The following is a 25735-nucleotide window of genomic DNA, read 5'->3' as shown; positions in this document are numbered from 1 at the left end:
CTCTTATTGTACAAACTGTTATAGATAATAATTTTCAACTTCAACACCCCCAACCCCAACACTTTAACACATCTCCACTTCAACACATCAGTGATAATCATTCCCCGCCAGACTCTTCAGCACCGACTGCTGCCAGTCGTAAAGCTGCTGCTGCATCTTTTCAACGATCTCCGGGTGGGCGTCCGCCAGATTTGTCGTTTCGGCCCGATCCTCGATCATATCAAACAATTCCGGTTCAGGTTGTTCGTCCAGCACCAGTTTATAGCGGTTATCGATGATGGTCCGGGCGCCGCCCGTATCGGTTGCCGAAACTTCCGGATATTGGAAGTTTTTAAAATCTCTCGTGAATTTTCCATTCATTTTCTTAACCAGTGGAAGGGTGCCTTCCTGCAATTGGGGCTCGATATAGGGCTGGGGATCTTCTCCAAATACTTTGTTGGTCGCAAAGCTCCAGAAGAAAAGAGGGCTGGGGCGTTCCTCCATCGTGCCGTCGATCATGGGCAGCAGGCTGACCCCGTCCAGCGGCCGTTCGGGCACGGGTTGCCCCGTTACCTCGCACAAGGTAGGAAGTATATCGCTGGTCACGGAATTTACCCGACTGATACTTCCGGATTTAATTCGTGCCGGCCATTCCATTACGCTGGGCACCCGGATACCGCCTTCGTACATGTCTCCCTTTTCGCCGCGCAGGGTCATGCCGGTGCGGGCCGCACTGCGGGGGGTACCGTTGTCGCCGCAGTACCACAAAAGCGTGTTATCTTTCAGGCCTTTTTCCTTTAGGAAATCCCGCAAGACCCCGATAGAACGATCCATGGCGGTGATCTCGGCGTAGCGTTCCCGCAGCACCTCCCGCAAGGGGCGTTTCACCTGTTCTCCGGTGGTATTGGAGGTGAGGCGGACGGTATCATTGGTGTATGCTTCCGGCAGATTATCGTAGAGAGCCAGATCCTCCTCCAGCCCGCTATAGGGTTCGTGGGGAGATCCGTACCAGATGACCACAAAGAAGGCCTGATCCGCTTTGTTTGCTTTTTCGATAAACCGGATCGCTTCCTCCACCATCAATTCCGAACTTTCACCCTGGAATTGCTGGGGAGCTCCTCCGTTTCGTGATAACATCGGGTCTATTTCAAAAAAGTTATCGTGGGAAAGCCACTCCTGAAATCCCATCGCGCCGGGATTGGTGGGCGAGGCACTTTTTACCGGTCCCAGATGCCATTTCCCAAAGTGAGCTGAGGTATAGCCGGCCTGGCCCAGCAGCTGGGCCACACTGATCTCTTCCGGACGTATGGAAAAACCGGGCGAAAAGGTGCCGTAGCGGTTGGGGTGCCTACCGGTAATGAAACTCCCCCGGGTAGGTGAACAGGAGGGATGTCCGGAACGGAAATTATCCATCCGCAGGCCCAGCTTGCTCATTTCATCCAGGACGGGCGTCTGCACGTGGGGATGCCCGTTATAGCCAGTTTCGTCCCAGCCGTGATCATCGCCCATCAACAGAATGAAGTTGGGCGGTGACTGTTCCGCGACTTCTTCCTGCGGAGCACTATTGCCAGCGCAGGAGGCCAGTAGGGTAAAAATGGTTAGCACTGCAAATTGGTAGATTGATCGCATAGTCGAAAGATAGTTTGAATTTAGGCAAAATAGATAATGCCGGCTTTTCCCGGAAGCACAAGAAACCTCATTCGGTTCTTTTCCACACGCCGCTCTCCGCGGTGATGGGCACATCCCAGCTTTGTTCCGGATTGGGGATGTAGCGGGGATCGGCGTCCTCTTCCGGAAAATCAGACGCCGCCTCCAGCAAAGTATTTAGTGCCCGTTGGGCCGTATCGGTGAGCGTTTGGTCGATTAGGTTCTGTTGTTCCCACGGATCCCTTTGCAGATCATAAAAGCCCGCCGCCTGTTGGTCCGGTCCGACAAATAACTTGAATCGCTCGTTGCGCAGGACCCGATCCCGGTACACATATTGATTTTCTACGCCGGCTTCGGTTCGTTTGGCGTTATTCCCACCACCCATGCCTAGGATCCACGGGCGTGCTGAGTTGGTCTGTTTCCCCAGCAGCACATCGGCGAAAGACCGGCCGTCAATGATGTATTGCTCTCCGTTCATCTCGATCTCAGGGCCTATAGGTGCACCGGCCAGGGATAAAAAGGTGGGGAAAAGGTCCGTAAAGTCGATCAATGCCTCCGAGCTGTGCCCGGCTCGCACCACTCCCGGCCAGCTGGCGATGAATGGTGCGCAGATCCCGGGTTCAGTGGTCTGGCTTTTTCCTCCTTGGACTACGTTCCCGCGGTAGTGCCCTTCAATTTGCCGGGCCGTCCCGTTATCGGTGGTCCAGATGATCAGGGTGTTATCGCGTTGGCCCTCTTTTTCCAGCGCGGCCATAAGCTCTCCGGTGATCTTATCGGTGTAACGTACCATCGCTTTGTGTTTCCCCAGATTATCGTCAGCCGTCTCATCCGGCGTGTTGACAAAAGGAGTATGGGTCAGGACCATGGGGTAATACACCAACCAGGGATCATCCTTATTGGTATGTATAAAGTCGATGATAAAATCCTTGAAAATATCCGGTCCAAACTGACCTTCGTAGGTTTTGCTGGCTCCACTCTGATAGATATAGGGATCCTGGTAGCGTTCGGCGCTGACGGGCACTTCGGCTTCGTATCCGGTCCACATGCAATAGGCGTCGAACCCGCTTTTTACCAAAGCATCCGGTTCCACCCGAAAATCATCGATCTGCCACTTGCCGGCCATACAGGTCTTGTACCCGGCTTCTCTGATCTTAACGGGGAGCGCGGGATTCCGCCGTTCGTCAAAGTGCGCCCCTCCACCCCACCGGGGAACATCCCAGTGGTTGACCCATCCGTGGCGGAAGGGATACTGCCCCGTGAGCAGGGTCACGCGACTCGGCGTGCATTGCGGCATGGAATAGGCGTGGCGGAAGGTGGTCCCGCTCGCGGCGAGCGCATCAATGTGCGGCGTCTGAATATCCTCCGCTCCGTAGGCACTGACCCATTCTTTGCCCAGATCATCCACCAGGATGAATAGAATGTTTGGTCGTTGTTGTGCCTGCTCCTGCTCCGCTCCCTGTCGACAGGAAAATAAGCCTAACAACAGGAACAGTAGATAATTTTTAGACATTGTGTTTGCAGTTTTATGATGGTAGGCCAGATGGCATAGGACTTTTCAGTGGTTAAGGAATACCATATAATTTTTTTAATTGCAATGTCAATCTCAATTCCAATAGCAAGGTAAAGGCCGCTTTACACGCCAATATTTACCTCTTCGCCTAATCTGGGTATTGAATTTGTTATTGCCATTGAAATTGCCATTTGGCCGATTACCTTATTCCCAAACCCACTCTAAATGGCTTCGCCTTCCATCTGATTGACGTCAGTTCGGGCTTGTAGACCTGATCGGAACATAACCACGGAGGTATAAATGATCACGCCAATGACCACCCACCGCAGGGTATGCAGGGGTAACGACTTTACGACCAGGGCCGCGATCAACACGGCGACCGCACCCGGGATGGCCATACTGATGGCCGCTTTTCGGTTGTAGGCACCTTCCCGGATAAATTTCGCAGATGCGGGTGGCATCAGAAAGGCACAGGAGCCCATCATGATGGGAAAGGCCACCAGCGGCGACATGCCCAGGGCGTACACCAGCGCCATACAGGGAGCGTACAGGCCGATACCTACCGTCATCAGGGCTCCGAGCACAAAATTGACCGCTACGGCTACGGCTAATTTCCAGCCCGTCAGACCAATCGCCGTTCCCCCACCCTGTATCCAATCCAACTGACCGGCGAGCATAAAGAAGGCAGTGACCAGCAACGCAAAACCCATAGTCAGCTGGATCTTCCGCACGGCCAAACCGGATACGATACCGGCCCCGACCACAGCACCGACCGTTGCCGACAACAGCATGGCGGATAAGGTAATGGGCTCTACTTCCACGATCCGAATAAAGATCAAAGCCTGGATCAGGACGGGAATGGTATTGGCCACATTCAGGGTGCCCGGCAGCACGCGGTCTTCGGTTTGTTTGGTAAATTTCAACAGGGCGGTTTGCGGCGCAAAAGCACCGATGCCGAGCACGTCGAAAAAATTGACGACAAAGCCGATCGCAGCGGTTTTGGCCACACTGATCTGTTCGAGGACCTTTTGGTGCGTGATCAGGTCTCTGCTCAGGACATAGATGAAAAATAACGACAATCCAATCAGAATTATCCAAATAGCGATGATCATTAGAATAAGCTTTTAGTACCTTCGGCACTAGCGTTTAACAATGTAATTGCGAACAAAACTACACTACCGGATACTTTGCAAACTGACCGGAGCATACATCGCCCCGTCCCCCCGTCCCCCCGTCTCCCCATCTCCAAATCACCCCATCACCCAGTCTCCCCTTCACCCCCTCTCCCTGTCACCTCACCAACCCAGTCCATAATATAAATTCATCAAAAGAGCCCCTGGTTAAGGATCCAGCACCGCCCGTATGGCCTGCAGCAACACCTGCTCGGATCCCGGAGCGACCCGGGAGGCCCGTTCACTCGTCTCGTATCCACCCTGCGTGTAGGCTTCGGCGGTACCGATGTAGCCCATGCCGTATTCTCCGTAAGCCGCCGTACAGATAAAGTCTTCCGGCCGCATTTTCTGGGCGGCGAGCTGGTACTCGATAAATAGTTCACCGGGTAGGTGGAGCAATTGCGCCTTGCCCAGTCGGAGCGCAGAAATAGTTATGGTCTTGCCGGCTTTCGTCCGTCGCAGCCAGGCCAGATGTTTGGCCACGTACATTTTCCAGTCGTCCTCCACTTCCGGATCTTCCAGTTGGGCGACCAGGTCTTTTTCAACGAGATGTTTTCCCGGCGGGAGCAATACTTCCCGGGTATGCCATCCCAGGTCGTCGGCGGCGATCTCGGATTTAGCGGTCTGTTCCCAGGCAGCGGCCATGGCCGTTTCCATCCGGCGGGTCAGTACCGGTCGGCGTTCTACAGAGCCGTCGTTGTATTTGCCGGCGGTGATATTTCCACCGGCACCATTGAAATGGATATGCGGAATACCCGAATCCCGCTCGCGCTGATTGCGGGCGATCCCCACAAACTCACAGGTCACATCCCCCTGGCCGTAATAACTCTGGGGATGAGTGGCGTAATAGGTCAGCACCGCGATGGGTTGGTCGCCATTCCAGAAGCTAAGCGCTTTCAGCCAGGGATCGATCAGCCCTTCGGGAGCTGCGATGGCTTTGGGGTCGGAGGTTTTGCTCCAGCGGATGATACTGACCATTCCGTCGTCGCCCAGTATGCGACGGTTGGAGGCTACTTTTTCAACCTTTGACTGACCGATGCCTAGATGGGTGACCGGCTGCGCGGATCGCCGGGCCTGTTTTACTGCTTTAGCGGCCCGCTTGACGGTTAGTTTCAGAAAATCGGTATCGTAGCGCGTGCCGCCCAGCCCGTACTGGCGGAGGATCTTTTCGGACGTGAGATCACAGCGGGCACCGTCGTGCTGGTGCAAGGCGTGGACGGATACGCGATCGACCGTGGTTTTGGCCGCCTTGGCGAGTTTTTTTCGCCACAGTTCCAATCCTTCGTTGGCGATGCCCAGCCAGTCTACCGCACAAAGCACGATGGGTTGCTCGTCCGAAAGGATCACGATGCCGCGCGCACTCAGTGGATCGACGATCTTTCTTGTCGGTGCGTAAGCCACCGGACTCCCGATGGGCGGAGTAGTATCCACCTCGAAAACCCCAACCCGGATGGACTGGGCTGCGATTTCGCCGGCGGCCGCCCCGGTCATCACCAGGATGAAAAGCGCCAGGCGTTTACTTCTTTTTAGCAAAATTTGTAATATCTTTTGCTCCCGGTACGGAAAGAAAGGTCGGAAGGGCATAGGCTACGGTTTTATACGGTGTTAGATCTGGTTGCTCTGCCTAATGTACGGGAAAAAGGTGGTGCATTCGAATCTGCTATTTCCTTTATATACCGGACATTTACAGAATCCGGTGCATCCCGATACAATGGATGGGTACAGATAACCGAAAAAGATCATCAATATGCATGCAGACAGCTCGCGGCGCCAGTTTTTTCAAAGACTTTTCAACGGTAGTTTTCTATTGGTCGGTCTCGGCTTAACCGCCTGCCGGGGCGAGGCTAATCCGGCCGATGAGACCGGCGAAAGTAAGGCTGCTGCCGATTGCGACGATCTTTCGGGACTCAGTGAACAGGAACTGAAACTGCGCGAAAATTTCGGTTACCTGCCAAAGTCGCCCGTAGCGGATAACCAGTGCAGCAATTGCAATTTATGGATCCCCAACGCGACCGATCCTTCCTGCGGCAAGTGCCTGCTTTTTAAAGGTCCGGTATACGCGGTCGGCCATTGTACGTCTTGGGCGCCCCAGACCTGATCTGCTGTCGTTTTTCCCTTTTTATTGCAAAGTTTCCTGGATGATCCGGTCCAGAGTAGAATCACGTGGTATCGTTTGTAACTGTGCCGCCAGCCGGTCGAGTTCTCCGGGGTGATCGCGTTTACGGATGATCTTGGCCAGATCCTGCAGAAAATCCGTTTGGGCGGCATCCAAAGGATCGGAAAAGTATTGCCGGCTGATGAGTTGCTCCAGCAACTCGGGTGACGATCCTGCCGATGAGCTCAAAACCGCCGTCCTGAACCACGGATCTTCACCGTGCTGCTCCATCACATCCGCCAAGGCGGAAGTCACTTCCGGGCCGGAAAACACGCCCAGACTCAAAGCGGCCTGAAGTGCCACCCGGGGATCAGCATCCGTCACCAGTTTTGCCATTTGCGGAATAAACTTGGAATACTTTTCCGATAAAATGATACCGTGCTCCCGTAGGCCGGGGTCAGGGTCGGTTAGAGCTGCCTGTACCATGGTTTCCTGCAATAGCCCAAGGCCCTCCAGGGTATACAGCGCGTGCAACCGGCTGCGCGGATCCGCATTTTCCTTAAAAAGGTCCTTTAGCTGTGCCCCCGCGGATGTATCCTGTCTTTCCAGCAACAGGCGCTGGGCCGTCAGGCGGTGCCACTGGTTGGCATGTGTCAGCAATTCAACCAGTTCGGTACTGGTCTTCTCCGCCAAATTCGGACGGATCACCGGCCTGGGATTATTTTTCGGAACGATGCGATAAATGCGGCCGTGCTGACTGCCGTTATAAAAATCCATATCTGCTTTCAGATCTTCCGGAATGGAGACGGGAGTTTCGATGTGTTGCCGGTGCATATCGATCACGTACAGGCAGCCGTCCGGACCCACAGTAAAGTTGGCGGGCCGAAACCAGGGGTCTCTGGATGCCAAAAATTCCCGATCCATTTCGGTTTCGGACCTACGGGCGACATAAACCGGACTGTCGCCGGGTAAACTCAGCACATCCCGGTGGATCAGATTGCCGGACACATCTCCCGAAAAGATATTGCCGTAGAATTCCGCTGGATAGGCATCTCCACCGTAAAAAGTTGCTCCGGAAGCACCGGTAAAATGATCCTCGGCGTATTCCGTCCGGTCGAGTTGCTGTTCATCGTAGCTTTTCTGCCGCCGCCGGGTGCGTTCCGCCCGCCAGTAGGGCGGTGGCGTGAGTTGGAACATTTCCAGATCGTGATCCGAGATGTTTTGCACGCCGTTCCCGGAAGGCAGGTAGGCATGCCGGTGCAGATAGCGCCACGGAATAACGGCCTGCCGGAGGTGAATGGTATTCTGGGACATAAAGCGGTGCCCCCGGTCGTTAATTGCCTGGCCGAACTGGGTGGGACCCGTAGCCAGTTCGAATTGGTCCCGGTCCAGCCGGAAGCGAAAATCACCGCCGCGCATGGGCAAGGTGTCGGCTTCGGGCCGCCGATGGTAGATGACTTCCCCGGGCTGACCGAAATTGGCGGCATAGATCCAGTTGTCTACACTGAAGCGCAGATTGGTGATCTGGGCCTCGGAATTATTTTCAAAAAAGCCGCTAAACAGGATCTCCTCCTGATCCGCCCGGTGATCGCCATTGGTATCGCGGAGGTAATAGATATGGGGAGCGCTGGTCACCAGTAGTCCGCCTTTCCAGGGAAGCATACTGGTTGCTTCGGAAAGCTGATCGGCGAAAACGGTAGACGTATCGATCGTGCCGTCGCCGTCCGTATCTACCAGCCGCCGAATGCGGCCTTTCGCCTGTCCGGGCTCGGGTTTGTCGGGGTAGTCCGGCATTTCCACTACGTAGATATTCCCCCGCTCATCGAAGATCATGGAGACCGGGTCCTGCACGTGGGGCTCCGCGGCAAACAATTCAATGGTGAAACCGTCGGCCAGTTCGAAGGCAGCGAGCGCTTCTTCGGGTGAAAGCGGATCCGGATAGGGAGATGGGGAACAGGCAAAGAAGATCATGCCGTACCACAGATAGGGAAATGGGTTTTTCATTGGTGCTGCCTTGATGTTAATTGGATGAAGATCTGCTACCTGCTAAGACCGAAGACCTTCTAAGTCTTCGAGACTTAGAAGGTCTGGAAGGTCTGGGATAACTGGTCTCCAGGCTGAAAATACAAAAATCCAACGAAGCAAACAGCCTATATTCCCTTAGATCTTCGGCACCCATTCCACGTACTCCTTATTGAAGGAATACACCAGTGAAATATTCCACACGAAACGTCTTTCCGGTTGGATATCCGTTCGGATCTTCTGATTGATAATGGCTTCGAGCGAGATAGGAAAATCTTTTTTGGATAAGCTGAAAGTGGAGGACACATAAAACCCGTCCCGATCATCCAGTCTCAGATAATAGGCCACGGGGAACAGGCCAAATTTGATCTTGTCTGTAAGCATGATGTTGGGAAAGGCGCTCGTCAGCACCAGAAAATGGGTGTGCTTTTGACTATCGTCCAAGCCGAGGGAATAAAGGTAATAGGCTCCGACTTTGACCTTATCCGAAAAAGAATAGGTTGGAGCAATCTCCCCCGCCCAAAACCGCCGGGTCTCGATTACATCTTTCGTGACATTATTCGAAAGCGCTGTAATGGTTCGGTAATTGAGTCCCAGGTGGGCCCCGGTCCTCAGGGAAAAATGCTCGATTTGTACCGCCTTATACCGGAACCAGTAAAGCAATGACCAGGGCTTCCCGTCTTCCAGCGAAAAGCGGACGTCCGGTTCGAAGGTTAGTTTTTTGCAACCAATAGACAGGTTGAATAAAATGGCGGGTTTGTCCAGAGAAAAGGACGGCACCAGGGAGATTCCGTTGTTGGTCGCAAAGATCTTCCCGGAGAAATGGCTGATGATCTTGGTGCTATCCGTAGTCTGTGCAAATAAAAAGCAGATGAGATGCAAAAAGATCACGACTAAACCTGCTCGTTTACCCCAATTGTTTAATCCTGAAAATTTCATCAAACGTAACATTTTGAACTTAAAAAATTCTGAAATGAAGGTATTGGGATTCACAACTATCTGATAACAAATATCAAAGCAATACTTACGAAATTCAAACAAGCAATGGCGGGTATTACCTACGGAGGTGGCAGAGAATGGCCTTTACGATCTGCTTTTCCGGAAATGCACCGTTGCCTGGGGAAGCTACCCCCAATTCCCGAATACTTTTGATCCCTCCTTTCTGAATGTAGCCTTGCAGTGGGACCTTTGATCCATAACCAGCGGAAAATTATTGCACGATCTCTACTATACCAGGAAGGCAGGATTTGCACGAACTGGACATTTTACGGATATTGATGAGCTATTGAAGTAGTTTCACAATGAACCGCGAAGAACAACTCAAAAAGGATTTAGTCTCGTACCAGGGTATGCTGTTGGCCGCAAAACGCCTGGAGAAGGTCAATGATAAACTCCGCACAGAAAAACAGAGGATCGTGGAGCTGGAGGAAAAAGTAGAGCAAAAATACCGGAACGTCGAACGACTGGAAAATCTAAGTATTCACCTGTTGTTTCGTAAGGTCCTGGGTGATGTGGACGAGCAGAAAGAAAAAGACCGACAGGAGTACCTGCAGGCCTTTCTGCAACTGAGAGACAGTCGGCGGTTGGTCAAGTTGCTGGAATTTGAGCGCGGCATCCTGCACGGAAAGGTGGAAAAACGGGAAGTGGTGAAAAATCGTATAGAAAGTCTCATTAAAGAACGTGAAAATGCCATCGCTGCCCGGGGCAAATCAGTTTGGCTGGCCCTCTTTCAGGAACTGGATGACTTAGTGCGACTTAAATCGGAGATCGAAGAGGTCAAAGCGGTCGGGCGCTTGTGCAACGAGCGGGCAAAGCGGATACTCGCCCTGTTAGAGGTCGCATCGGCCCGCCGCGACTGGGGACACCGCAAGAAGATAAGCGATTACAGCCAGGAGAAAACGATCGTCGACGAAGCGGTGGAGGAATTTTCCAGCCTGCGGGTAGCTTTAACGAAATACGAGGAAGAACTGGAAGACATTTACCCCCAGCGGGAAACCTCGCTCAGTAGCCGAACGACAAAATTCGACCGCTTTGTCGAGGTCTACTACAATTACCTGATCAACGATTGGATCATCAGGGACCGCATCTCGAGTGTGATTGCCATGATGGCCGAACTCCTGGCCGAAATCAATCATTTCTACGAGGTGATTGAAAGAAAGGAACAGGAAACGGATGAATTGATCGAAAAGGCGGAATCGAAAAAAAATGCGTTGCTGATCGAGGAGATGAGATCGGGTTAGCGGCTATTTGATCGCCTTGGTTCATTACGAATTTTTGATTTTCTTTTTTCTCCTACGCAGCAAATCGATCCGATCGAATATCCTGGTCCAGAAAGGGATCAGTATATAGGTCATCAGGGGTACTAATATTACGGTCAGTACCAGAGTCCTTAAAGCCAGGGGCAACGCATTCAGGTGCTCTTTAAATACAGCCAGAATAATCGTGAGTGGCGGATAGATACTTACCCATACGATCAACGTTCTTTTTAATTTTTCCATTCCAGATTAATTCAACCAAGCTAGTAAGCTAATACCGGTTTGCGGCGGATGAATTCACCAGAATCGATCTGCTGTACCATAAAATGGGCAAGGTCCGCCCGGCTGATCTTCCGTCCTCCTTCGGGGCAGTGCTGATCCTTCACTCTGTATTTGCCGGTAAATGATTTATTGGTGAGATAGGTGGGGCGAACGCAGGTCCAGTCGATATCATTGGTATCGTCCAGGATGGTTTCCCATCTGGTTTGGTCGTAGTATACCTTGTTAAAATTAGGACGAATGATCCGGTTTAAGAAAAAATTATCGGTACCCGGGTCACTCATGTCGATCAAACCAGAAGTGACGGTGATCAGTCTTTTAATTCCGTTAGCCCGCATGGCTGCCAAAATATTTCGGCCACCTTCGGAATAAACTTCCGTATAGCGGTTATCTCTTCCGGTGCCCAGAGCGGAAATAACTACATCACAACCCTCCAAGTGGGCTTTGAGCTTTTCGGGTTCAAAGATACCTCCCTGGATCACCTCGATCTGCCCGTTTTGCGATTGCTCCAGTTCTGACAATGATAAGCTCGTCGGATCACGGACTAATGCTTTTACTGCGTATCCATCCTGCACCAACTGCTTTAAGACCTCATAGCCTGTGCTCCCGGTAGCTCCTAATAAAAATACTTTCATTTCCTTTTTAACTTGATATTTTCAAATATCAGGCAAAGTTAGGCTGTGGGTAGGGGATATTCTTTTCAGAATCAGACGAAGACTAGGACAAACCGTGCACGATCTGGGTTTTGAACTGGGAAGGGGTCTGCCCGGTGACTTTTTTGAAAACCCGGGAAAAATAGGACGGATCGGCAAAACCCATTTCGAAGGCGATCTCACTGATATCCTTTGGGGTTTCGAGCATCAATATCTGGCTTTGCAGTACGGCGGTTTCCAGAATGATCTGTTTGCAGCTTTTCCGGTAATGTGCTTTAACACACCGGTTTAAATAGTTTTCCGAAACCCCTAATGTTTTTGCGTAGAAAGCTACCGATTTGTGATCTTTTGCATGCTTGTTCAACAGCTGTTTAAAATCACCCGCTATTTCGTGTTGCCGGGAGAGGGCTCTTCTGCCGCTGTTTAGTGTGATCAGCTTATGGAGTAAAGCCTGCAAAAGCCCGGTTCCTATTTTTCGGTTTGGTTGCATGGAAACAACCTCCTGGTGTAATAATCCGCAAACGGTATTGAACCATTGATCATTCCCCGCATCCAGGGTGATCACCGTTTCCATGGATAACAGATCGGCTAGTTCTACTTTGCCCATGATCGAAGTGACCACCTTATTTTCCATGAGCAGGAAAAACCCGACGAGATCCTGCTGCATGGACCTGGAAGTAAAGGAAAAGATCTCTCGCTCGGGTACATATAAAATAGAAGGCGATTGAATATCGTAATTGTCAATGCCTACCTGGTGTTGGTAGCTACCTTTTGCCAGATAAACCATAAAATGAAAATCGGCCCGCAGGAGCGGCGTGGGCAGGACCAGATAATTGGATATAATCTCCAGCGGATATATTTGCAAGGGGGTGGCCTGCCATTTAAAATCACCCGGTATGCTTTTTATATGACTCTTAATAAAATTGCTGTAGGTTAGGTCTTTGGCCACGCTGCGAACTTTTCAAACTATGTAAAGATGTTAAAATTAAATTGAATAGTTCATCGAGTGGAGCGCTGGCTTCTGGTAAATCGGTACATACCGTCAGCGGGAAAGCAATAAAAATGACAAAAGTGTTGGCAGCAACAGTTAAACCGAACCCGCTGGGCATATTTGCAATAAGGGTTTCTATCTTTAGGACAGCCTAAGACCTAACAGCATATACCCCATGAAAAACGCGATGCTCCTGCTGGCCCTGTTGTGCCCGTTCCTGATCCGCTCTCAGATCATCTTTAATGAGACCGGATTTCGACTGGGAACACTCAATCCCTACGATGATTGCTCCGTTTCCTATTTTCTGGATCCGGCCGCTCCTACTCCTTTGCCAATACGCTTCCCGGGAAATATCTACACCGACCTCGCCCTACATCCCAATGGGAAATTATACGGTCTCACCGGACAGCCGGGAGCGGTATATCTGGTGGAAATTGACGTAAAAAAGGGAACCAACCGGGATTCCCTGGTGCGGATCGAAACCCTGGATTGCACTTCTCTGGTGTGTGATCCGAATGGAGTCTTTTACCTGGGATATGAACAACTGATCAGTTATGATCCCCGGACCGCGCAGTTGAAAACCATCGGAAACCTGCCGTTCGGCGAAACGCTCCTGGGCGATCTTTTATTCCATGAAAGCCATTTGTACGGAAGTACAAGACATCAATTTGATCAAAGCACGAAAATTTATCGCATAGATCTCAAAGATCCCTTCAATGCCAGTTCCGTGGTGTACACTTTTGACGAACCCGGTACGGGCTTTGTCGCCCTGGCCCCACTCTGGGATCCGGAGGAGCAACAAATGAAACTATTCGGCAATGATATCCGCAATACGGAAACGCAAGGGTACGAAAACCGGATCTTTAACTGGCAACTGGCCCCGGCACAGGTCTCCGAACGCTGCGTGGTCCATTTGCCGGATGAGGCAGTATTGCCGAGGAATCGGAAATCCATCTACGGCTTTACCAGTCCGGATGAATTCCGTACGAATTTTGCTTTGCGCCTGGATCTGGACGAAGATGATAGCAGCGGACGCTTTATTGATCACTTTGAGGCGGATACGCTCTGTACCCGACGCTTCGCTATTGCGGATGAGGATGTTTATGTAGCTATCGAAAGTGGTGTGATCGATTCTCTCGTAATTACTTTTCGCCGGGATCTTTCCCCTCCGGGAGCGGTGAATTTTGATGTACCTGACCAGTCTTTATTCCTGGTTCAGTCGAACTCCGATGATCGTTTAGTGATCGGTAATCGGGGAGAGGCCCAACCGGAGGACTTCGCTGAAATAATCCGTTCTATCCGTCTTATTTTCGATGAGGACAGTGCTCCCGGCGAACGACGGCTGGATTGCTTATTGTACGCTGCGGGAACAGTTAGTGATACGGCTAAAGCATTTATTCAGTTAGATCTAAATTCAAACGCATTCGCCGGCCAGGATTTTACGATTGAAGCCTGTCCGGACGGAACCGGCATTAATCTGAGAGCGCATTTGGGACCAGGGATCGATGAGAGCGGCTACTGGGTTCCTCCCCTGCAGGGCTCGGTGCCTTTTGTTTATTCGTCCGTGCGGGATACCCCGGGCGTTTACCTTTACGTGGTCCAGCAGGGTGATTGCGTGGCTGATACCGCCCGGATGACGGCCTTGGAGCGTACTCCTCCCCCGCTCGGCATTCTCCCCGACGGGCTGGTCCATACCGTTCCCTTGTGCCCGGGCGATACCCTGCACTGGGATGTCAGCCTGGAAAATGCTACCGGCTATTTTTGGTTGGATGGCTTTCAGGGGACCAACCGTCCGCTCACAGAACCGGGGGCCTATTCCGTGTACGTCACCGATGAAACCGGTTGTGAATGGTTGGCCAAGACGCTGGTGACAGCGTCTGCGGATACCCTTCGCTCCGTGGAATACAAGGAACTTTGCCTGGGAGATACGCTCACCTGGCGCGGTCAATTCCTCACCCGTGACACCAGCATATGTGAATTGGAGGAACAGGCACTTGCGTGCCCCGTGGAATACTGCGTGGAAGTGTATTTTGAACCAAGCATCGAGATCAATCGCACGGCTATCAGCTGTGACGGCGAACCCTACGAATTTTATGGTACTCTCCTTACTGACGCGGGGATTTATACTCACGTACTAAATGCTGACAAGGGCTGCGATACCCTGGTTAATTTAAGATTGACTACCGGGAACAGTAATTCCGTTGAGATCGATACGGCCATCGTATTGGGAGATAGCTTGCGGATTGGCTTGAATCAGTATTTAACGGAACCTGGCTTACATTTTGTTTACCTGTCGAATGCGTCTGGCTGCGATAGCCTGGTGACGGTCCGCCTGGATATAGTTTCCTCCATCCATCGACCTTTGGGGGGCGATTATTTTTTACCCGGCTTATTGCGTCGCGGTCAGGCCTTTACCTTGTATACCGCTAATAGGGCGGCAACTGGTGTAGAACTGCTGGAAATATATACACTGAACGGAAAGAGGATATTCCGCAATACCAAGATCCGGGCAAATGACCCAACCGGAGCCTGGCGCGGACTTGATCTGAATAACACACCGGTGCCCCCGGGAATGTATATTTATCGAATACGTCTGGCGGATGGTCGCCATGCCGCGGGAAAAGTGGTAGTGATCAATTAGGATAGATATTATCGAACACTGGTGGCCTTTTTCGATGGATTTAGCGCCAACTTATTTATTGATCCCTACAATTTAGGGTCAGTCCTAACAATTTCCTTACGGACGGTCAGCAATTCCGTCTTCCGCTTTTTCCGGTTGGGAGATTACCTGCCGCATAGATCGCTCCGCAAAAGCCAGAATGGTCAATGCCGGATTCGGCCCCAACGAGCAGGGCATGATAGACCCGTCCAGGATCAAAAAGTTATCATATCCGAAAACCCGCCCGTAGCTGTCTACCACCCCGGACTTTGCATTTTCGCCCATGCTGCACCCGCCCATATTGTGGGGTATTTCTACAATTCTGAAAGCCTTCGCAACGAAGTTGGGGAGAAAGTAGCTATCGGCTTTTTTACTGAAGATTTTACCCCACTTCGTTAGAAAGTCTACGTATTGATCATTATTCTCTATAGGGAATTCGATTTCTGCTTCGTTTTCCTCGTTCAGGTGGAACTGGCCCACCGCATCATCGCGTCCCATCATCAGCATGGGAATGGGCCAGGAGCGTTCGATCAATTCGAAGACCGGAACGTATTTTCCCAGAAAATTTACACTGTTACTGATATGCCCGTAGGTGTGCGGACGGTACTCGCCGGCCAGACTTAGCCCAATGGCCAGGAGTGCCTTCACCGGCGTCGGGTAGCGTCCACCTTCGATGTACATCCCCTGGGGGCTGCCGTCCCGGTGCCTGAACCGGATATAATCGCTGTTGGTAGATCCCTGGTCGGGGGCGGCTTTCGGATCGGACCGATACCATCCGAAAAAATAAGCGATTACACCTACCAGGGCCAGCCATCCCCAACCGGCAATCCAGCCGGCAATCGCGGCGAAAAGGCCGATCCAGGAGGCGAGTAGTCCTTTTCGAGGCAATAAAAACATGATGTAGTCCCCGTTGGTAAAATAACGCTTTCCCAACTGATCGGAGAGATCCGGCAGCGTGCGATGTTGATATTTATTTTGCAGTAAAAGCTCCGTGCTACCGATCGAACCGGCCCCACAGACCAGGGTTTCGGTTGTCATCTGCCCGCCGGCCTGGCTGTCCTGTCTGGGGTCTTTCCAGAATACGCGGTAGCCGCCCTCCGGCAAGGGCTCTATTTTTACGACCTGGGCAAATTCTTTGATCACCGCCCCGCGTTCTGTTGCCAGGTGCAGGTAGTTTTTGTCAAGTGTATTCTTAACCTCAATATCGCCCCCTAGTATCTTCTGTTCATCGGGATCGGAATAGCGTTGCTGAGCGCCGTATTTGTTGGTGAAGACCTTACCCGCCAGCGCTTCGTTGGGTGCGTACGAGATGCCCAGTAAAATATCTCCGTGTTCTTCTACCTGATCGGGATATTGCTCCTCCATTTCCTTTTCGGCCTCCCGGAAGATGCGGTAAGCGGGTAATTGATCGTAGGGGGGATGATCCGGATACTTCACGGCCTGCATCATATCCTCGGCCAGTTCGTAGAAAGGCGTCATCTCCGCCACGGAAACATCGGATGGGAAATCATCGAAGAATTCCCGGCGCTTCAAGGTGCCGGCATAAACGTGTGAACCTCCGCCGACACCAGCTCCCAACCAGGGAATAACGTGCGTGCCGCGCTTTTGAAAATCGTTCATACCGTAACGACCATTGTCCGGTTGCCAGAGCATATCGTCATCGGCCTCAAACTTTTCCCGGGTGATGTAGCCGCCCCGCTCCAGGACGGTCACGCTTTTCCCGGCCTCCGCAAACCGCAGGGCCGCAACGGAGGCACCGAATCCCGAGCCGATGATCAGAACATCTGTATCTTTTTTCATTGGTTTTGCCCTCTGATCTCCTGTAATTCTCCTTACAGCAGTTTTTTATCAGCCATACCGGGATCGGATGACCACGCCCTGGCCGATGGTTTGGTGAATGTGCGTGGAGGCGGTTGGACGCGCTCCCTGGCATTGTAATACTGTAAACACCGCATTCTCCACCCGCGTTCTGTCAAAGCTGCGCCGAGCTTGCAAGGCATCAATCTTTGTATTTAGTTTCGGCAATTGGTCCCGATATTCCTTTAAATTTTGGCCGGCTTCGGCACTATTGCCCGGAAACCTGACCGAACACCAACTTCAGTAATGGTGTTTTAGTAGTGTATTTCAATTTTACTGAAATGCCTATTATTAACCTGAAAACCATTATATTATGTTACGTTATGCATTGATTTTCTTCGTTGTTGCTATTATCGCTGCCGTTCTTGGATTCGGTGGTTTTGCCGGTGCTATGGCCGGAATCGCAAAAATCCTTTTCTGGGTATTTATCGTACTGCTGGTAGTTTCTCTGCTGTCCGGTGCCGTGAAAAGAGTGTAATAAGACAAATAATATCATGCCAAAAACACAAGACACTATTTTGGCATAGATAGTAACACTATATAGATGATCCATTAGATAGATCATCGAACAGAGGTGGTCCTTTCCCAATGGGTTAGGACCATCTTTATTTATGGTATAGCGCTTCGCGTCAACACAAGTCGTATAATTGCTAAAACCGGATTCCCCTATTCGTCCTGATCTATTGTAGGTGATATTAAAGAAGTTCCCGGAAATTCCCGATCATTATAGAAATTTGTAAAGTCAAATCCATATGAAATATTATCTGCCCCTCCTTATCCTTTCTTTTTTCTTTCTCGAAAGTTGCAGGACCTCTTCGGTTCCTAACCATTCTGCAAATACGGATTGCGGCCAGAGCTGGGAAATGTCAAACCCGGACAGCCGGCTGGTATCCATATCCGGTTCGTGGGGGATCGGTCCGGATAACAGTGTATGGTATTGGGAAAATAATGACTGGGTACAACGCAATCCGGGCGACAAGCTGAAGGATCTATCGGGCTCCTGGGGTATTGGTCCGGACGGCAGCGTATGGCACTGGGAAAAAAATGGCTGGGTGCAGCGTAATCCGGGCGATAAGCTGGCGGCTATATCTGAGCCCTGGGGTGTTGGCCCCGACGGCAGTGTATGGCGTTGGGAGAACAATGACTGGGTGCAACGCAATCCGGGCGACAAGCTGAAGGATGTATCTGGATCGTGGGGTATTGGCCCGGACGGCAGTGTATGGCGCTGGGAAAACGATGACTGGGTACAGCGCAATCCGGGCGATAAACTGGCGGTCATATCGGGGGCCTGGGGTATCGGAGCCAATGGAAGCGTATGGCGCTGGGAGGGAAACGAATGGACCCAGCGCAATCCGGATGATACCCTGATCGATGTGTATGCCGGCGCCGGAGGCTGGGGTATTGCCGCTGATGGCAGTGTATGGCATTGGGAGCGGAATGAATGGATCAAAACCCGGTTTCCGGAGCAGGTAAAAGCCAGGAAGGTTAGTGCGATCCAGACTTCGAAACGAAATATATGCAGGGTATTTGTTTTAGATGAGATCCATCAGGTGTGGTCTACTTTCTGTGATTGTACCGGGGCCTTTGTATCTGATCGATAATGGTTTTGTGTTTTCGAGGATTGGAATTTAGACTGGGATCTGATGTATATCCTTTAGGTAAGTATCCTGGTAGTAAGTATACTTTCGTTACGAGCCCGTTATAAAAATGATTTACTTGATTAGCTTTTTAATGCTTTCATTAGTTCTACCCAGCCAGTCATTGGCTTCGGCAAGTAGGCCTTCGCGGTAACTGAGCGTTTCCTGGAGCTGGTGTTCCAGCCTGATTCTTGCGATTACGGTACCCAGCAGTTCGGCAAAAGATTTCAGGTAGGCCAGTTCATCATCGGTAAATTTTCTGGGTTCGCTGCAATCTACTTCTAATACGCCCCATGCTTCATCACCGGGTTTGCCGGGTATAAGAATATTGGCCATGCTCGAGATATCGTATTTCTTTTCGAGCGCACTCAGGCTGAACCTTTTTTCTTTCTCTACATTTTCGGAAACTACATCGGTACCGCTTTCTACTGCGTATCCTGCCGCAGAACTCTCTTTGAATTTACGGGGCTCATCGGAGAAATCATTCTGCTCGTATCCGAAAATAGAGACCAGGTAGAGGTGATCTTCTGCGCCGGCTTTGCGCAACACCTTGGCCAGATCCGTACCGATCGTCTCCGCTACGGTCCTGCAAGCTGTATCCATGATCCGATAGATATCGTTGGTCAGGTTGCAAAGAATTGCAAATTCTGCTAGCTTTCGTAGAGCGTTTTGTTTATCCATAAGGGAGGATTTTGGTATTCCCCTATTTCTCTATCTGGTTATTCGAGATCACATTCAGCGAAAGTATTAAGCCCGCTGCGTACTAAATAGAGAGAAAGTAGCTATCTCGACTACAGCGGATTAGGAAGATCCCAAACCACTTTATGTCGATTATATTTTGGGAATGGTACTATATTTGAACACATGTTAGCTTTATACGTTCTGCAAGAGGCAGAGTAATTTGGTTTTTCTCTGGAAAAATGAAGCAATCTGCCGGCCCCGGGAGAAGAGCCAAACTAATCGTAAGTAGTTGAATTAAGTGCTGATTGTTAGAGTAATACGTTTTTTTCATTAATACCTGATTATTCTTTTTTTAAATAATGAATGGTTTTTAATTTAGACAGTCTGTAAATTTTCTCAAATAGACGTTTAGATCATCTGGTGACATGAAAAATAAGGAATCATCTTTTCTCATAGTAGGTATTGGTGCCTCCGCTGGTGGTTTGGCTGTTTTGAAGGATTTCGTGAGGTCTTTGCCGGCCCAGACGAGGATGGCGTTCATCATTGTTCAACACCTGGATCCGGATTATAAAAGCCTGCTTCCGGAACTTCTGGATAAAGAAAGTCCAATCTCGGTAAGCGATGCAGAGCACGATCAGGAGATCGAGGCGGACCATATTTATGTAATTCCTTCCAATACCTACCTGGAAATCAAGGATCGCAAATTAAAACTGGTCACTCCGACCGAAAATCGTGGTCATCGCAAGGCGATCGATCACTTTTTCCGTTCGCTGGCAGAGGAATGTGAGAGTCAGTGTGCGGGTATAGTGGTATCGGGTTCGGGTAGCGACGGCACCGCCGGACTGAGGGCCATCAAAGCGGCCGGAGGACTGGTGCTGGCTCAACTCCCCGAGACCGCCGAGCACGATAGTATGCCCCAAAGTGCCATTGATGCCGGTATAGTGGATAAAGTGGTTCGGGTAGACAAAATGTATCAGGTGCTGCAGCAATATCTGGATCATCCGCTTACCCTGAGAGACGAAGAAGAGGAAATTGCCCTTAATGCGGAGAACAGCTTGGAGGAAATTACCGCCATCCTTAAAACGCACGAAAATTTTAATTTACAACAATATAAACCCTCTACCGTTCAACGCCGGATTGCCCGGCGCATGAGCCTGACCAATATTGATGATTATAAGACCTATCTGGAAAGGCTGCGGAACATTGAAGAAGAGCGGAAATTATTGACCAAGGATCTTCTTATCAATGTCACTGACTTTTTCCGCGATCCGGAGGCTTTCGAAGTATTGGAAAAAAAAGTGATCCCCAATATCGTTTCCAAGCTGGAAAAGGAACAGCCGGTCCGGATTTGGATCGCTGGTTGCGCCAGCGGGGAAGAGGCCTATTCGATCGCTATTTTATTTCTTGAAGAGCGTGGGAAACAAAGAAAATCGAACCCCATTAAAATATTCGCCACCGATATTGATGAGCAGGCCATTAAAATTGCCCGAAAAGGCGTCTATCCGGAAAGTATCGCCCGGGAGATGCCGAAAAAATTCCTGGAGAAATATTTCACTATAACGGCAAACTCTTATCATTACCGCATCAACAATCAGGTGCGGGATCTGATCTCCTTTGCCATCCAAAACTCAGTAATAGATCCTCCCTTCAGCCATATGCACCTCATCAGCTGCCGTAATTTGCTGATCTATCTAAAAAAGGAAATGCAGGAAAAGGTGTTAGGGGCATTTTACTTTGCACTGAACGAGGATGGCTATCTGTTTTTAGGTAGCTCTGAGACTATTACCAGTAAACAGAATTCCTTTAAAACGCTTTCGAAAAAGTGGAGGGTCTACCAAAAAATACCCGGACGTGAGGACACGCGGAGGTTCATGGGAGAATTTTATTCGGAGCGTACGAATAAACCCGCCAAAAGAGAAAGTCTGAAAAAAATTAAAGGAGCTCCTTCCCGTTCGGATTTAATCCGACGGGCCATGCTGGAGAATATTCTTCCCCCGGGAGTGATTGTCGATCAGGAAGGTACGATCCTTTACAATCATGGCAACTGGAGTGATTACCTGGCCCTGTCAACCGGAGAGCCGCGTAATGACATCATCCAGCTGATCAAACCGGACCTGCGGAGCCGGCTTCGGAGTGCCCTGTATAAGGTGAAGAAAAGCAAAGAAATGATCAGCTTTAAGGTGCCGGTTGCTCCCACGGATGCGGAAGGAAAGACAAAGATGGTTCGGGTAGAGCTGACGCCTTTGCTTGATCAGGAGTTTGCGGAGGGTGAGGCCATTGCTATTATTTTCTACGAAGTTTTAGAGCAGGAGAATGAGTTCAAGCAAAGCATCACTCAGGATGATGAAATGAAGGTAAATCAAAACCTGGAACGTGAACTGGCTGAGACCAAAGAAGAACTGCAAAATACGATCGAGGAGCTGGAAACAAGCACAGAGGAACTGAAAGCGTCGCACGAGGAGGCGCTATCGACAAACGAAGAGTTGCAGTCTGCCAACGAAGAGCTGGAAGCCAGTGCAGAGGAGCTGAGGTCCCTGAACGAGGAACTGAATACGGTTAATTTACAACTCAAGGAGAAGGTAGATCAACTGCAAAGTGCCAATGATGATCTTGAAAACTTTTTTAGTAGCGCCAATGTGCCTACTATATTTCTTGATCCCGATCTGCGAATTCAGCGCTACACGCCGGCCGCAGAGCGTTTGCTGAAACTGGGTCCCGCCGATATCGGCCGGCCCATATCCTTTCTTCGACTCAATCTTGTCGATGAAAGCCTGGTCGATAAATGTAGAGAAGTACTGGAGAATTTTCAGCCTGTGCGCGAGGAGATCCAGGGGCAGGATGACCGGTGGTTTATTCGGCAGATTACGCCGTATCGGGCGGAGGAGCGTCGCATCGAGGGCGTAGTGCTGGTATTTCACGATGTAACGGAACTCAAACAGTTGTCCAGGCGCGCAGAAGTGCGGGAGGAACAACAGGCTGCAGTGGCCAAATTGGGTATGACGGCCCTGGGGGGCGCTGCTCCCGAAACCCTTATTGAGCAGGCGGTCCGACAGGTAGCGTATACCCTCAATGTAGAATTTTGTAAAGTGCTGGAATATCAGCCGGAAAAAAATAACCTGCTCCTCGTCGCCGGAGTGGGCTGGCAGGAAGGATTAGTGGGCCGGGCTACCGTTCCCAGTGACCAAAATTCCCAGGCCGGTTACACCCTGATCTCCAGAGAGCCGGTTATTGTCAAGCGCCTACAGGATGAAAAAAGGTTTAAAGGGCCATCTCTGTTGTTGGATCACAAAGTGGTTAGCGGCCTTAGTTGTCTGATCAACCACCAGGATCCACCTTTCGGTATTCTGAGTATTCACACCAGTACCTATCGGGAATTTTCGAAGGATGATGCCAACTTTCTATTGTCGGTAGCCAATCTGATCTCTACTGCTCTTCTGAGCCAGAAGACCCAGGAACAATTGAAAATAAGCCAGGAACGCCTGAATATGGCCCGGATCGCGGGGAAGATCGGGATCCACGATCATGATATTAGAAAGGATACGGTCATCTGGGATGATTTTACCCGGCAGCTGTGGGGGGTACCGCCGGACGTGAATCCCATTACGTATCAGATCTTCAACGAAGGCCTCCATCCGGATGACCGGGAACCGACCCGGCAGATCATTGAGGAAGCACTGAAAGGAAAAAATAACGGGGAACTGCGGGTCGTCTACCGGGTGATCAATCGGAAAGACCAAAAGATGCGATGGGTGGAAGCTACGGGTAAAACCATTTACGATGGGGAGGAACCCGTCCGGATGGTAGGTACCGTGCAGGATATAACCGATCATATCAAAGCGAACGAAAGACTGGTAAGCAGTGAGCGGAAACTCCGCATTGCGATGGGATCCAACAACCTGGGAGCCTTTGAATTTTCCTTTGTAGAAGATCTGACGGAGTGGGATGAGGTGGTTAAGCGTTTATGGGGAATACCGGAGAATGGTGTGCCGACCCTGAATATTTTCTGGGACCGTATTCATCCGGATGATGTAAGCCTGGTGCAGGAAAAATTTGCGAAGGCAACCCAGCCGCAAAGTGGTGGTAAATTTCACGCGATATTCCGGGTAATCCATCCGGATGGCCAAAAAAACTGGGTGGAAGCCAGTGGCCAAACCCTTTTCGAACAGGAAAAGGCAGCGAGAATGGTAGGGATGATCATGGATGTTACCGATCGGAAAGAATTGGAAACCTCCCTCCGGCTGGCCGTCACTGAATTGAAAGCTTCCGACCATCGGAAGAATGAATTTCTGTCTATATTGGGCCATGAGTTGCGAAATCCCCTGGCCTCCCTTACCGCTTCCATCGAAGTGCTCGAAATGGATCCCGAAACGACCGTCAGGATCTTCGGCATCATGAAGCGGAATGTCAATACCATGGGTAAACTACTGGATGATCTTTTGGATCTGAGCCGAATCGCTCAAGACAAGATCTTACTGGAATCAAAACCGGTGAACCTGAGTGGATTATTGAACGACATCGCAGATACCGTTAGCCGGATCTACACCGGGAACCAGCGTAAGTTCCTGGTCGAGCTGGAAGAAGGAATAGTGGTTACGGGTGACCGGGTCCGGCTGGAGCAGGCCTTTACCAATCTACTGGTGAACTCCTTTAAATTCACCACTGATGAAGATACGATCAGGCTGACATTAACTACCAAAGATGATGTCGCAGAAGTTAAGATATCGGATACTGGGATTGGCATCGAAGCCGAAGCTCTGGATAAGGTATTCAAGCCGTTTTTCCAGGAGAAAAAGCCGGGAAAAGCGTCTAGTGGCCTGGGCATTGGCTTGGCCTTATCCAAGGATTTTATTGAATTACAGAATGGTAATATAAGCGTACAGAGTGAAGGGCAGGACATGGGGACCACCTTCACCATCAATTTACCAATTTCTGAAAGAGAAAAAACGTTGCCACCGAAAAGGGAGGACGTAGATTTCTCGAATATCAGGGCCGGACTAAAGATCCTGCTTATTGAGGATAACGAAGATATCCGACTCATGATCCCGCTTATGCTACAACCAATTGACTGTGAGATTAGAACGGCAGAGACGGGTATGGAAGGATTGAAAGTAGCCGAGGCCTTCGAACCGGAAGTGATGTTCATTGATATTGGTCTCCCGGATATAGATGGTCACGAAGTGGCCAGCCGACTGCGGGCCAATGGCTATAAAGGACTGCTGGTGGCCTTATCCGGCTATAGTCACCAGGAAATAAAGGAAAAGTCTAAAGCGGTAGGTTTTGATCATCACTTATCTAAACCCGCCAATCTTACGGATTTTGTGGAGTTATTGGCTAAAGTGGATTAGTGCTGACATTGCCAGATCTTCAGAGCGTTTGGTATGAAAAGTGATTTTCTGAATTTGTGATCATCATATTTCAAACCACCAAACGTGTTCTTTCAGATCCGCTGTCGACTCATCCCATTCTTATTTACCTATTCTCCGGTTTAGGCTTTAAAGTGCGAAGTTGCCTATTGCGTTAAAGTTTTGACAGGATTGTCGACCATTCGATCGTGCCAGTCCCTAAATGCTTCTCTTTTTCGCCTGGCAACGGGAATAAGCGTTTGATCGGAGAGCATCAGGGAATAACGGGTGGGATAAGCTAAAATATGTCGCGCATTGATGAGATGGGATTTATGACACCTGAAAAATCCCTTGTCATCCAGGATCTCTTCCAGGTCTTTCAAAGTTTTAGAAGCGATCTTCTTCTTTTGGTTCACCAGGTAGATCCGGCTGTAATTGCGCTCCCCTTCAATTCTTATGATCTGAGATAATTGGATGTGTAAGCTTCCTTCCTGCGTATGTAAAATAAGCGTTTGGTCGGCTGCATTTTTGGTTTTGAGGTTGATTAATGCCTGCTTTAATGGATTGTTTTCGCTTGCGTTTCCAAGTTTTGCCCGGCATCTTTTGATGGCGTTTTTGAGCTCGCCCAGATCAATGGGTTTTGTCAGGTAGTCCAGCGCATTGAATCTAATGGCTTTGATGGCGTAGTGCCGGTAAGAAGTGATGAAAATGATTTGAAAAGGGATGGCGTTTAACTTTTGGAGCATTTCAAAACCCGTCATATCCGGCATTTCCACATCGAGGAAGATGACTTCCGGCTTAAAGTGCTCGATGGCTTGCAAACCTTCCTCTCCGCTATTAGCCGTAGCTACCACCTCCACCTGCGGAATATGCTGCTGTAGTTTATCTCGCAATAAGTTGTGAATAAAAGGATCGTCATCAATGATCAAACTTCTTATTCTTTTCAGGCTCATAGC

Annotated in this window: 17 protein-coding genes; 6 read left to right on the top strand and 11 right to left on the bottom strand. The window is 50.2% G+C overall.

What is annotated here, in order from left to right:
• Positions 1 to 87 precede the first annotated feature (87 nt).
• The 4 genes from CRP01_RS32510 to CRP01_RS32490 form a co-directional block, all read right to left on the bottom strand.
• A complete protein-coding gene (locus CRP01_RS32510) occupies positions 88 to 1608 on the bottom strand; it encodes a sulfatase family protein (protein WP_099154256.1) in 1521 nt (506 codons plus the stop codon).
• A gap of 67 nt (positions 1609 to 1675) precedes the next feature.
• Entirely contained in the window at positions 1676 to 3136 is a 1461-nt protein-coding gene (locus tag CRP01_RS32505; protein ID WP_099154255.1) for a sulfatase-like hydrolase/transferase, read from the bottom strand.
• A 221-nt stretch (positions 3137 to 3357) separates the two neighbouring features.
• Positions 3358 to 4248, bottom strand: coding sequence for a sulfite exporter TauE/SafE family protein (locus CRP01_RS32500; protein WP_099154254.1), 891 nt, complete (start codon positions 4246 to 4248; stop codon positions 3358 to 3360).
• 228 nt (positions 4249 to 4476) lie between these two features.
• Positions 4477 to 5892, bottom strand: a complete 1416-nt coding sequence (locus tag CRP01_RS32490) for a hypothetical protein (RefSeq protein ID WP_222845865.1) — start codon at positions 5890 to 5892, stop codon at positions 4477 to 4479.
• A gap of 163 nt (positions 5893 to 6055) precedes the next feature.
• Here CRP01_RS32490 and CRP01_RS32485 point away from each other — a divergent pair, with 163 nt between their 5' ends.
• Positions 6056 to 6406, top strand: a complete 351-nt coding sequence (locus tag CRP01_RS32485; protein WP_099154253.1) for a high-potential iron-sulfur protein — start codon at positions 6056 to 6058, stop codon at positions 6404 to 6406.
• Between the two features lie 21 nt (positions 6407 to 6427).
• Here CRP01_RS32485 and CRP01_RS32480 read toward each other — a convergent pair whose 3' ends face one another.
• Positions 6428 to 8407: a PVC-type heme-binding CxxCH protein gene (locus tag CRP01_RS32480; RefSeq protein ID WP_099154252.1), complete on the bottom strand. Its 1980-nt coding sequence runs from the start codon at positions 8405 to 8407 to the stop codon at positions 6428 to 6430.
• 156 nt (positions 8408 to 8563) lie between these two features.
• Positions 8564 to 9367, bottom strand: coding sequence for a hypothetical protein (locus CRP01_RS32475; RefSeq protein ID WP_143473629.1), 804 nt, complete (start codon positions 9365 to 9367; stop codon positions 8564 to 8566).
• Positions 9368 to 9726: 359 nt separating this feature from the next.
• Between CRP01_RS32475 and CRP01_RS32470 the strand changes: the two genes are divergently transcribed.
• On the top strand, positions 9727 to 10665 hold the full coding sequence (locus CRP01_RS32470) for a hypothetical protein (protein ID WP_099154250.1): 939 nt from the start codon (positions 9727 to 9729) through the stop codon (positions 10663 to 10665).
• A 278-nt stretch (positions 10666 to 10943) separates the two neighbouring features.
• Here the strand turns inward: CRP01_RS32470 and CRP01_RS32460 are convergent, their stop codons facing one another.
• Positions 10944 to 11594: an NAD(P)-dependent oxidoreductase gene (locus CRP01_RS32460; protein ID WP_099154248.1), complete on the bottom strand. Its 651-nt coding sequence runs from the start codon at positions 11592 to 11594 to the stop codon at positions 10944 to 10946.
• An 82-nt stretch (positions 11595 to 11676) separates the two neighbouring features.
• Positions 11677 to 12561, bottom strand: a complete 885-nt coding sequence (locus CRP01_RS32455; RefSeq protein WP_099154247.1) for a helix-turn-helix domain-containing protein — start codon at positions 12559 to 12561, stop codon at positions 11677 to 11679.
• A gap of 217 nt (positions 12562 to 12778) precedes the next feature.
• Between CRP01_RS32455 and CRP01_RS32450 the strand changes: the two genes are divergently transcribed.
• A complete protein-coding gene (locus tag CRP01_RS32450) occupies positions 12779 to 15244 on the top strand; it encodes a hypothetical protein (RefSeq protein WP_143473628.1) in 2466 nt (821 codons plus the stop codon).
• A 96-nt stretch (positions 15245 to 15340) separates the two neighbouring features.
• Here the strand turns inward: CRP01_RS32450 and CRP01_RS32445 are convergent, their stop codons facing one another.
• A complete protein-coding gene (locus CRP01_RS32445) occupies positions 15341 to 17062 on the bottom strand; it encodes a GMC oxidoreductase (protein ID WP_099154245.1) in 1722 nt (573 codons plus the stop codon).
• A gap of 370 nt (positions 17063 to 17432) precedes the next feature.
• Here CRP01_RS32445 and CRP01_RS32440 point away from each other — a divergent pair, with 370 nt between their 5' ends.
• Both CRP01_RS32440 and CRP01_RS32435 read left to right on the top strand, forming a co-directional pair.
• Positions 17433 to 17597, top strand: coding sequence for a DUF1328 domain-containing protein (locus CRP01_RS32440; protein WP_099154153.1), 165 nt, complete (start codon positions 17433 to 17435; stop codon positions 17595 to 17597).
• 274 nt (positions 17598 to 17871) lie between these two features.
• Positions 17872 to 18720, top strand: a complete 849-nt coding sequence (locus CRP01_RS32435; protein ID WP_099154244.1) for a hypothetical protein — start codon at positions 17872 to 17874, stop codon at positions 18718 to 18720.
• A gap of 111 nt (positions 18721 to 18831) precedes the next feature.
• Here the strand turns inward: CRP01_RS32435 and CRP01_RS32430 are convergent, their stop codons facing one another.
• Positions 18832 to 19437, bottom strand: coding sequence for a GAF domain-containing protein (locus CRP01_RS32430; protein WP_099154243.1), 606 nt, complete (start codon positions 19435 to 19437; stop codon positions 18832 to 18834).
• A 425-nt stretch (positions 19438 to 19862) separates the two neighbouring features.
• On the opposite strand from CRP01_RS32430, the gene CRP01_RS32425 reads away from it, so the two are divergent.
• Positions 19863 to 24782, top strand: coding sequence for a CheR family methyltransferase (locus CRP01_RS32425; RefSeq protein ID WP_099154242.1), 4920 nt, complete (start codon positions 19863 to 19865; stop codon positions 24780 to 24782).
• A 164-nt stretch (positions 24783 to 24946) separates the two neighbouring features.
• Here the strand turns inward: CRP01_RS32425 and CRP01_RS32420 are convergent, their stop codons facing one another.
• Entirely contained in the window at positions 24947 to 25732 is a 786-nt protein-coding gene (locus CRP01_RS32420; protein ID WP_099154241.1) for a LytR/AlgR family response regulator transcription factor, read from the bottom strand.
• Between the last annotated feature and the right edge of the window lie 3 nt (positions 25733 to 25735).

It is taken from the genome of Flavilitoribacter nigricans DSM 23189 = NBRC 102662, assembly GCF_002646595.1.
Taxonomy (GTDB): domain Bacteria; phylum Bacteroidota; class Bacteroidia; order Chitinophagales; family Saprospiraceae; genus Flavilitoribacter; species Flavilitoribacter nigricans.
Note: the sequence above shows the minus strand (reverse complement) of the source record. Positions and strands in the feature narration are given on the sequence as shown.